Annotated in this window: 11 protein-coding genes; all 11 read right to left on the reverse strand. The window is 41.6% G+C overall.

The window, feature by feature from the left end; translation table 11 throughout:
* Nucleotides 1–27: 27 nt before the first annotated feature.
* From FC65_RS06325 to flgB, 11 genes are read right to left on the reverse strand one after another with little or no spacing between them, the layout of a single operon-like run.
* On the reverse strand, nucleotides 28–867 hold the full coding sequence (locus FC65_RS06325) for a flagellar hook-basal body complex protein (protein ID WP_010498183.1): 840 nt from the start codon (nucleotides 865–867) through the stop codon (nucleotides 28–30).
* A 48-nt stretch (nucleotides 868–915) separates the two neighbouring features.
* Nucleotides 916–1,371, reverse strand: coding sequence for a flagellar hook capping FlgD N-terminal domain-containing protein (locus FC65_RS06330; protein WP_056971976.1), 456 nt, complete (start codon nucleotides 1,369–1,371; stop codon nucleotides 916–918).
* Nucleotides 1,372–1,411: 40 nt separating this feature from the next.
* On the reverse strand, nucleotides 1,412–3,031 hold the full coding sequence (locus tag FC65_RS06335) for a flagellar hook-length control protein FliK (protein WP_056971977.1): 1,620 nt from the start codon (nucleotides 3,029–3,031) through the stop codon (nucleotides 1,412–1,414).
* A 34-nt stretch (nucleotides 3,032–3,065) separates the two neighbouring features.
* A complete protein-coding gene (gene fliJ, locus FC65_RS06340; protein WP_056971978.1) occupies nucleotides 3,066–3,500 on the reverse strand; it encodes a flagellar export protein FliJ in 435 nt (144 codons plus the stop codon).
* An 11-nt stretch (nucleotides 3,501–3,511) separates the two neighbouring features.
* Nucleotides 3,512–4,873 carry a flagellar protein export ATPase FliI gene (fliI, locus tag FC65_RS06345; RefSeq protein ID WP_056971979.1) on the reverse strand — a complete coding sequence of 454 codons (1,362 nt, stop codon included), beginning with the start codon at nucleotides 4,871–4,873 and terminating at the stop codon, nucleotides 3,512–3,514.
* A 9-nt stretch (nucleotides 4,874–4,882) separates the two neighbouring features.
* The gene (locus FC65_RS06350) at nucleotides 4,883–5,590 is read right to left on the reverse strand and encodes a FliH/SctL family protein (protein WP_056971980.1); all 708 of its coding nucleotides are present in this window, start codon (nucleotides 5,588–5,590) and stop codon (nucleotides 4,883–4,885) included.
* Nucleotides 5,583–6,584, reverse strand: coding sequence for a flagellar motor switch protein FliG (gene fliG, locus FC65_RS06355; RefSeq protein ID WP_056971981.1), 1,002 nt, complete (start codon nucleotides 6,582–6,584; stop codon nucleotides 5,583–5,585). Before fliG ends, FC65_RS06350 begins: the two co-directional genes overlap by 8 nt.
* A gap of 15 nt (nucleotides 6,585–6,599) precedes the next feature.
* Nucleotides 6,600–8,180, reverse strand: a complete 1,581-nt coding sequence (fliF, locus tag FC65_RS06360) for a flagellar basal-body MS-ring/collar protein FliF (RefSeq protein ID WP_056971982.1) — start codon at nucleotides 8,178–8,180, stop codon at nucleotides 6,600–6,602.
* 21 nt (nucleotides 8,181–8,201) lie between these two features.
* Nucleotides 8,202–8,522, reverse strand: a complete 321-nt coding sequence (gene fliE / locus FC65_RS06365) for a flagellar hook-basal body complex protein FliE (protein ID WP_010498165.1) — start codon at nucleotides 8,520–8,522, stop codon at nucleotides 8,202–8,204.
* 10 nt (nucleotides 8,523–8,532) lie between these two features.
* Nucleotides 8,533–8,973, reverse strand: coding sequence for a flagellar basal body rod protein FlgC (gene flgC, locus FC65_RS06370; RefSeq protein WP_056971983.1), 441 nt, complete (start codon nucleotides 8,971–8,973; stop codon nucleotides 8,533–8,535).
* Nucleotides 8,974–9,006: 33 nt separating this feature from the next.
* Nucleotides 9,007–9,360: a flagellar basal body rod protein FlgB gene (flgB, locus tag FC65_RS06375; protein ID WP_035631278.1), complete on the reverse strand. Its 354-nt coding sequence runs from the start codon at nucleotides 9,358–9,360 to the stop codon at nucleotides 9,007–9,009.
* Between the last annotated feature and the right edge of the window lie 191 nt (nucleotides 9,361–9,551).

Raw genomic sequence — 9,551 nt, forward strand, 5'->3', positions numbered from 1 at the left:
CGTCTCCTAACCGCGTTGTTTCGCTCACTATCTCTTTAGGTTGATCAATTCTTGCAACATCTCGTCTGACGTTGTGATGCTCCTTGCATTGGCCTGATATGCTCTGCTTGTAACGATCATGTCAGAGAATTCTTGCGCTAAGTCAACGTTAGAATCTTCCAATGTCCCTGCTAATAAAGTGTTGGTCCCATCTGTACCAGGTACTAAATTATTGGCATTACCAGAATCCTGTGATATTTCATAAGTGCTGTTACCGATCTTGCTTAAGCCGGCTGGATTACTGAACGTAGCAATCGACACTGTACCGATCACTTCATCTTCCGCGCCATAACGCGCAGTAACTTTGCCATCAGGACCGATTGAAACGTGACCTTCAACTAACTTTTCACCAGCTGCATTTTGAGCTGGTACTGTAATTGGAGTTAACGCTCCGCCTTCCTGTCCGGGAGCATAGCCCATCACACGTAAACCATCAGCATTAGTCAAGTTGCCATTAGCATCGATCTTCAAAGCACCGTTACGTGAATAAACCTGACCATTATTACCATCTCGCTCAAATACTAAAAACCCGCTACCATTGATATATAAGTCCAAAGCACGGCCAGTCGTGTTTTGAATACCTTGACCCATGTCTGTATCGATCGCACCGACCTGAACCCCAAGTCCAACTTGCTTACCATCAATACCGCCAACGGTTGCACGTGGTCCTGAAGCATTCGCAGTTGTCTGACTTAAAATATCTGAAAAGTTAGCACGGCTTGACTTGAAGCCGATCGTGTTCGCATTAGCAATGTTGTTGGAAATAACATCCAACCTGGTTTGTTGACTCTTCATTCCTGAAACACCTGAATACAATGAACGTAACATTTAAAATTCCTCCTATTTGTGTAGCATCTTTTTAAATTTTGCTATTTTTTAATCTTTTGGTTCTCTAACTTCTTTGATGGCACCCATTTCATATTCCGTACCGTTGACGGTCAGCTTGGCAATACCGCCAGTAAAGTTGACTTTATCAACTCTTCCTTGCTTTTCATTGCCTTGTTCATCAACAACTGTGACATCCTTGCCCATTAAATTAAAAGCTTGTTGTTGCTGCCCTAAAAGCAAAGAATTATTCATCATTGTCGACATATTATTTAATTCCTGTAAGGTAGCAAATTGTGCCATTTGTGAAATATAATCTGTACCACTGCTATTGGAATCTCCATCTCCGGTCATGGAAGGGTTAGACATTGATGTCGCTAAGATCTTCAAAAAATCATCCATTGAAAGTCCCAAAGCATTTTTAGCAGCATCGTTTTGTGAAGTACTTTTTGTTATCTCACTCGAACTGCCAAGACTGTTTGCTTGTACACCGCTTAAATTGTCCATGAAATATATTCCTCCTTTGATCACGCATACTCTGAGCCGCTCAAACCAACAAACTGATCGTTCCGTGCTTGATTTGTTCTTCGCCTGGCAAATGTTCTTCACTGACCACTTGTGTCCTCGTCTTGTGCGAACGTGCAAATCGGCCTTGCTGTTCTTGCTCATTTTGCATGAAATCACCAGCTGGACCATCTCGCTGCTCGCCTAAAAGTTCAGAAGTTTCCGCCGTTTGTCTCACAGTTTCAACTTGTTTCAATGTTTTAGTCGTTGGATCAAGCTGCAGCTGCTCCATGATCTGCTCTAATTTATGTGTGCTTTTTTGTAACATATCACGTGCAGTACTATTTTGAACTTCAAATTCTAGGCTGACTGCCTGTTCATTCGTCTTTACCGCAACTTTCATCTCACCCAGATTAGCCGGTTTCAAATTAAAAACTATGCTCTGGGTATTGCCCTTACTGGATAACAAGCTTTTCTCAACTACTGGAGTAAGTGCTTTTTGCAAATTTCTCACGACCTGCTCGACCGGTCTAGTTATCGTTGTTACTTTTTGCCCCACATTAGCTTGCGTAACTGTCGCGCTTTTTTGTTCAACTACGCTTACCATACCCGTTCTATCTGTAAGCTCACTAAAATCTATGATTTCAGCTGCTTGTTTTTGTCCTGCTAGCGAAGCTTTCGTACCGATCAAGATTTTTGAACTAACTGATAAAGTTTCCGCTGACTGTTTTAGCGACGATACTGAAAGCTCGTCTGCCATCGCTGCAACTTCAGGTGATGTTTTAATTTCTTGTTTACCCAGCTGCCCTGCTTTAGAAACTAACGGGCTCTCAATGATCTTTGTCGGTTGAACCGACTCAACTTCCAGATCAGTCTGCTGAGCAGCTTCCTGCTTGATCTTTGTGTCCGAACTCACAACCAGATTTATTGTCGAGTTAGATTCTTGAATAGCCTGGCTTTCACCAGCTGACTTAGAAGTTACCATACTAACAAAGTTTGCTATCTGTTCCTTCAAGGTCGCTTGCTGGGTTGCAGACATTTCATCCAAGTCAATTACGCTTTGTGCCGGATTTTCGCCAAATTGCTCGGTTTGTTGTGGTGCAACGTCATTGTCTGCAATAATTTCGACTATCGGTCCTGCCTTGGCTTGCTTTAAGTCTAGTGGAGGAGCAGCATCCTTAGGTAATTTTTCATTTTTTCCGGCGTTATCATTTTCTTGGAGCGGTTCGACTGCTTCTGATTGGTCATGCTCGATCTCTAGTAAAATATTTTGCTTTTTCAAATGATCGCTACTGCTAACTAATTCCTTGAGTCCTTCCAGCAAATCAGGCGATATTTGGACTTTTCCTTGCTTGACCAAGTCATCCAAAGAAACTGTACCGTTTACTAACTGTTGGAACGTTTTCGAGTCAATTTGCAAGACTTGCTCTAGCTCTTTTTTTGTTTGCGAATCAGTAGTTTTAATATGTATGTTAAGCATGTCTTTAGAAGTCTCTAGTCGATTTTTAGCCTTTTTTTGTCTGAAACCTTTATCATCATTAACCGCAATTTCCGGCTTATCTTGTGCTAAAAAAGCCTGAAATTTCCCCGTTTGTTTTTTGGTTGGCTTGGCTTTAGCAACCTGCAAACCAGCAATTTTCTTACCTGTAACTACCTTTTGCATTTCATTGTCCTCCTTTCAAACCCTTGCTTTAACGTCAAGGTAAAGCGATATTTACATTTTGTTGTGGCCGGTGAAAATCATCCAACTGCTTTTGTTCCTCACGGGCTAGCTCCTTTTGATATTGTGCAAGCTGCTTTGTTTTAAGCCGCTCTAATATTTTCCGTTGTTTCTGTGCTTCGATCAATTCACTGCGAATTTGCTCTTTTTGTGCTTGCAACCCCAACAGTTGATCGTGACAAATCATGATCTGGTCGTTAAGAGCTTGAATATAGCGTCGTGTGACTTGCATTCTGCTAACTGAAAATTGTGGGGTTTCCATCATGCTGTCTTTTTCTTGCATGACTTGATCCAATTCAGTATTTTTCTCGTTTTCCAGGCGGTTGACTTCAGCAAAATGCCCCTTGACCTGGTCTTCAACTTGCAAACGATAGTCCAGCACTTTTTGTAATGAAAAATTAAATTCTTCCATCCCTGATCTCCCTACTCTTCTGCAGTGATCCGACCGTCACCTAAAACATTATTCGAAGCAAACAACTGCTGCAATCTCTCCTCTGTATCTGTGAAACTTGAAAATTCATCCACGGCTTGTTGCAAAAAGTCATCGATCGGTTTGTGCAGCTGCACAGCATAGTCGATCACAGGATTTGTTCCGCTCTTATATGCCCCGATATCTATCAAATCTTTCGCATCAGCGTATGCTTTCAAATTTTCACGCAATTCACTGGCATGGATATTATGTTCTTGAGAGACCAACGATTTCATCAAACGACTGACACTAGGTTGAACATCAACTGCCGGATAATGATTTTGGGCCGCAATTTCTCGCGATAAAATAATGTGCCCGTCTAAGATCCCGCGAACTGCATCAGCAATCGGTTCGTTCATGTCGTCACCTTCGACCAAGACCGTATAAAATGCTGTGATCGAACCCTTGTCAGACATTCCGCTTCTTTCCATCAACTTGGGTAATTCGGCAAAAACCGAAGGAGTATAACCCCGGGTAGTTGGCGGTTCCCCAGTTGATAGACCAATTTCACGTTGAGCCATCGCAAAACGTGTGACCGAATCCATCATCAAAACAACTTTTTTGCCCTGATCACGAAAATACTCAGCAATTGCCGTGGCCGTATATGCACCTTTCAGCCGAACTAAGGGCGGCATATCAGAAGTAGCACACACTACGATCGACTTAGCATAACCTTCACCCAAGTCTTTTTCGATAAATTCTCTCACCTCACGGCCACGTTCACCGATCAAACCGATCACGACCACATCGGCCTGACAATACTTAGCGATCATCCCCAGCAAAGTACTTTTACCGACCCCACTGCCGGCAAAGATCCCGACTCGCTGTCCCTCGCCAACCGTTAATAATCCATCGATTGCTCGAATACCAGTCGGCATGATTTTTTCAATGTCTTGCCGTTTAAATGGATCTGGGGCTTCCTGCATCGCTGGATACCCGACCATTTCAGACTGGTCAAGCTTGGAACCTTTCAATGGACGTCCTAGGCCATCGAAAGTATGTCCCAGCATTTTTGGCCCGACCTTGACTTCAAGTGTCTTGCCAGTTGCAGCCACTAGGCAACCCGGCGCGATCCCCTCTAGCTCATCTAATGGCATCAATAAGACCGTTTGTTTAACGAATCCAACAACCTCCGTCACTGTCTTTTTGCCCGCTTTTTTCGCATAGACCTCACAGACTTCACCGACGAAGGCTTGCAAACCTTCGACTTTGATCACAAGACCAACAACTTCGCTGACTTTGCCGTATACCGAATAAAAAGGATATTTTTTCGCTTGGTTTAAATAATTTTTAAAGGGGATCTTTATCTTTGTCATTTATTTACCTCACAATTGTTCCAGAAAACCTTGTAATTCCTTTTTAATGTCAATATCAACTACCGATTCGTTTGATTCGACACGCAGCTGCAAAGCATTTAAACTATCATCATCAAAAATTATGTAACGCAGATCAGAAATTTCTTCTTTGACCTGCTCTAACTTAGTGGTCAGTGATTCATGATAAGCGGAGTTAGCCCAGACCATCAATACTTCATCTGGTTTTTCGAGTTCGAATAATAATGGACTCAAAATTGCAGTGATCTTTTCTGGCGTTAGTTCCAACTGCGTCTTCAAAATAATTTCGGCCAACTGTACTGCAAAAGAAGTGATCTCATCCTGTTTTTCTGCCAGGTACTGTTTTGACTCTGCCAGACTTTGCTCCACGTTATCTTGTGCCTGCTTGACTAGAGGTGCCATTTTTTGTTGTCCTTTTGTCACAGCCTCCTGGTATCCATCTTTTTTTCCCTGAGCATAACCAGAATCATAGGCTTCTTGCTTGATTTCTGCTGCCTTTTGTTTTGCATCTACTAACATCTCAGCTTTCAGCTGTTTTAGCTTTTGCTGGTAAGCTGCCGTCTGATGTGCTAATTTAGCGTCAAGAGCTGTTAACTGTGGATCTTGCTTTTTTATTTGAGGAACAAAATCTGCTGTCTTTATACCAACTTTCTTACCATGCAGGGGCATTGCCTGCTGTTTCAAAATATTATTAGACAATGCTGTCTTGACCTCCTCGACCAATATAGATCTCGCCTCTTTCGTCTAACTTCCGAATAACTGCGACAACTTTTTGTTGTGCTTCTTCGACAGCTGATAATCTAGTTGGCCCCATAAATTCAAGATCTTCTTTGATATTTTCAACCGCACGTTGTGACATATTACCGAAGATAAAGTCTTTGATACGATCATCGTTGCCTTTCAAGGCCAGCTCTAATACATCGTTTGTCACATCACGTAATACTTTTTGCACATCCAACGCTTGCAAAGTAGTAATATCTTCGAAAGTAAATAGGTTGGCCTGAACTTCACTGGCCAATTCTGGCTGTCTGCTTTCCAGACCGGCCAAGATCGTCTTTTCGGTACTGCGGCCCGTTGAATTCAAGATATCGACCAATGCGCCGACACCACCGATATTCTCACGTTCACCATCAACCACATTGGAAAACTTATCTTCCATAACTTTTTCGATCCGCTGAATCGTTTCTGGTGAAGTGGCCGAAATCGTTGCCACTCGTTCAGCTACATCAGATTGCAATTCATCTGGAAATTCTGACAAAACACTGGCAGCCTTCTCAGCCTGCATATAACACAATATCAAAGCAATAGTTTGTGGATGTTCTTCTACTAGCAAATTAACTAATTGCTGCTCATTAGCACGACGGGCAATGTTAAACGGTTGTTCCCGCAACTGGATCGTGTTCAAAACATCCAGAACTTCTTTGGCTCGTTGCGGCCCTAACGAATTAACTAAAAGATCCTTTGCGTAGTCGATCCCACCATCCAAAACATATTGTCTGGCTGTGGCAGTGTCGACAAATTCATCGATGACAGCATTCTTTTCTTCTGGAGTCACATAATCTGTATTAGCTATTTCATAACTGACTTTTTGAATCATACTGTCAGGTAAAAGTTTCATTACCTGGGAGGACGCTTCTGACCCTAAAGAGATCATTAAGATCGCCGCTTTTTTTACTCCACTCAATTGAGCCATCTCTTATTTCCCCTCCTAGTGATGATCTTTCATCCAAGCTTTCAGCAATTCAGCCGTAACTGCTGGATTAGTCTGGGCATAATCTTTAGCCTGTTTATCCTTAGCTTGTCTTTCTTTGACTTCTGGTTTTTCCTGCAGAGGTACTGCTTTTTCCTCTTGTTTTGCTTCCGGTAACGGCTCACTATTCGCTGAAGAAGTAGGTCCAGGTTGTGGTGAATCATCAGTTACATCGACATCATAATCATCATCGTAGTAGTCATCATCGTCATCTTGGCGTTTCTTGCGAATGATCAAAAAGGCTGCGATACCAGCGATTGCGATGACACCGATCGGAAGGGCAATGTACCACCACGGCACATTATTCTTCACCGTCTTAGTCTTATGAACTTTTGGTGTCGTGTCTGGAACATCTAAAACTTGAACAGTAACTTTATCACCACGATCCTTATCGTAACCGATGGCTGAACGCACAATACTTTTGATCTGCGCCTGCTGGTCCCCACTAACATCTCCACGAATAGCAACAGAGGTCGTTAATCTCTTCACAGTTCCCGGTGCGCTAACTTGCTTAGTCACATCAGTATCTAATTCATTATTGATCGTCCGGCTATATGAAGCGCCATTATCGGTATTATCGCCAGTTACGTTAGAGACATTATCATCGGTTTGACCAGTCTGTGCTTGTTGGATCTGTTCTTGGTTCCCATTAGCTTGAACATTTTCACTCCGTAAATTTGGATTGCTATATTTCGTAGTCTTGCGTTCCAGTGCGTCAAAATTAAGGTCAGCGTTAACTGCGACGCTGATTTTGTTTCCATCAGCTAATGGGCCCAAAACACGTGTGATCTTCTTTTCAAGTTGTTTTTCAAACTGTTTTTGGATCTGCATATATTTACTGTTCGCACCTGTCAGATCATCATTGTCATTATTCCCATCAGCCAATACATTTCCATTACTATCAACAACTTTAACGTTTTCGGCTGTTAATCCCTTAACGGCACCTGTGGTCAACTCAACGATCCCTTTAACTGCTGAATTTGAGATCGTGTTGCCATTCAACGTCAATGCAACCGATGCTTTGGCTTTTTTTCCTTTGGCATCATCACTAAAGACATCATCATCAGGCATCGTTAACATTACTTTAGCTTTTTTGACAGCATTTAAAGAACCGATCGAACGTTCCAGCTCACCAGTCGTTGCCCGCTGATACATGATCTTACGGTCTTCATCAGTGGTCATCATGCTGGTATCATCAAATAACTCATAGCCTTGTGAACTATCGGGCAGTTTGTTATCGACGGCCATATCGATCCGATACTGGTCGACTTTTGTCTTATCAACTAAGATCGTTTTACCATCATCTTTTAACTTGTACTTGATGTCTTGATCTTCCAAATCTTTCGTAACCGTCCCAGCGTCTGCGTCACTTAAATTCGAAAACAAAACGGCATACTCAACTCTGGTGTTCAGATAATATACGATCCCACCAGCAGCAAGTATGCTGATCAAACCAGCTATGATAGCAATTTTTACTAAACGATTTAGATTAGACCATTTGTCTTTTAAGTTTCCAAAAAAGTCCTTTACTTTATCCACTTCCAAGCCCCCACTACACGACTAAAACTGCATGTTCTTAAGATCGTTATAAGCTTCCAAAGCTTTATTACGAACTTGAACTGCAGTCTGTAAAGTTAATTGACTTTCAGTCATATTGATCATGACCTGCCCTAAGTCATCTTGTTTTCCACTGATCATATCGGTAGTTGACTGATCCATAACTTTCATGCTTGAATTTAAACCGGATAAAGCATGATCCAAATAATCACCGAATGTTTTACCGGCGCCTTTAACTGTCTGATCAGAATTATCGAGTCCAGTAACTTTGCGCAGTTGAGTAGCATAATTATTTAAGCCGTTAATACCATTGACCTGTGCCATTTTATCTCTCCTAATTTTCTGATATTTCTAGTGCCTTACTCAAGATCTGCTTATTGACCTGACTCGAAGCAACATTTGCTTCGTAAGATCTTTGCGATTGGATCAAGTCGATCATCTCATCCGCCAAGTTAACATTCGGTAAATGAACATAACCATTTTGGTCGGCATCGGGGTCATCTGGTTTATAACCCAACTTCTCAGTTTGATCCTGTGCAATGCCAGTCACTCTTACACCGGAACTCTGTCGTTTGTTGGCTTCCATGATATTTCCATTGTCTTCTTCGACTTGACGTAAATTTTCAGCGAATTGAACTGACTTCCGGCGATACGGGCCACCTTCCGGCGTTCGTGTTGTATTGACGTTTGCAATATTAGTTGATGTCGTATCAAGCTTTAACCGCTCTAAGGCTAAGCCGCTGGCATTGATCTGCAATCCATTAAAAATACTCACTCTGATCTCCTCTTCTCCAATTTAGTCTTACCATTAATGATTCAAAACATAACTCATCATTTGGTAACGCCCTTTGAGTTGTGATGTCAACGCGCTATAATTCAAACCATTTTGTGCCTGATTTAACATCTCAACATCTAAATCAACGTTATTGCCATTTTCTTTAACAGCCGTATCATTGCGCACGCTTTCATGCGGTTCAATTGCCCCGCCTGCTTGCATATGCATTTTAGATGTAGTTTTTAGGTGTGTTTCTTGGTCCAAAGCATTATTCAAAACACTTTCAAACTCGATTCGTTTAGCTTTGAAACCCGGCGTATTGACATTAGCAATATTATTTGCGTTCAATTGTGCTCTATTAGAAGAAACGTTTAAAGCTTCTTTCATTAAGCCATATGTATTTTCCAAAATTAATTACACCTATTTTCTTTGATTTAACACTAATATTTTCAAACTTTTTATATTTCAATTTTCATAGTAGTTGCTTGCAGACAAGATGTCCCCTTTATCAAACTTTTTCTATATTTTTCACAGCATTATAATTTTAGCGAGAGTATAAAATAGTTTGTGTAAATGAA

Origin of the sequence: Ligilactobacillus acidipiscis DSM 15836 (genome assembly GCF_001435755.1) — a bacterium.
Lineage (GTDB): Bacteria > Bacillota > Bacilli > Lactobacillales > Lactobacillaceae > Ligilactobacillus > Ligilactobacillus acidipiscis.

Coding starts and splice junctions, on each gene's coding strand:
- FC65_RS06325 (WP_010498183.1), bottom strand. CDS start 867: ATGTTACGTTCATTGTATTCAGGTGTTTCAGGAATGAAGAGTCAACAA.
- fliG (WP_056971981.1), bottom strand. CDS start 6,584: ATGGCTCAATTGAGTGGAGTAAAAAAAGCGGCGATCTTAATGATCTCT.
- fliJ (WP_056971978.1), bottom strand. CDS start 3,500: ATGGAAGAATTTAATTTTTCATTACAAAAAGTGCTGGACTATCGTTTG.
- FC65_RS06330 (WP_056971976.1), bottom strand. CDS start 1,371: ATGGACAATTTAAGCGGTGTACAAGCAAACAGTCTTGGCAGTTCGAGT.
- FC65_RS06335 (WP_056971977.1), bottom strand. CDS start 3,031: ATGCAAAAGGTAGTTACAGGTAAGAAAATTGCTGGTTTGCAGGTTGCT.
- fliE (WP_010498165.1), bottom strand. CDS start 8,522: ATGGCACAGGTCAATGGTATTAACGGCTTAAATAATTATGCTACTCAA.
- fliI (WP_056971979.1), bottom strand. CDS start 4,873: ATGACAAAGATAAAGATCCCCTTTAAAAATTATTTAAACCAAGCGAAA.
- flgB (WP_035631278.1), bottom strand. CDS start 9,360: ATGAAAGAAGCTTTAAACGTTTCTTCTAATAGAGCACAATTGAACGCA.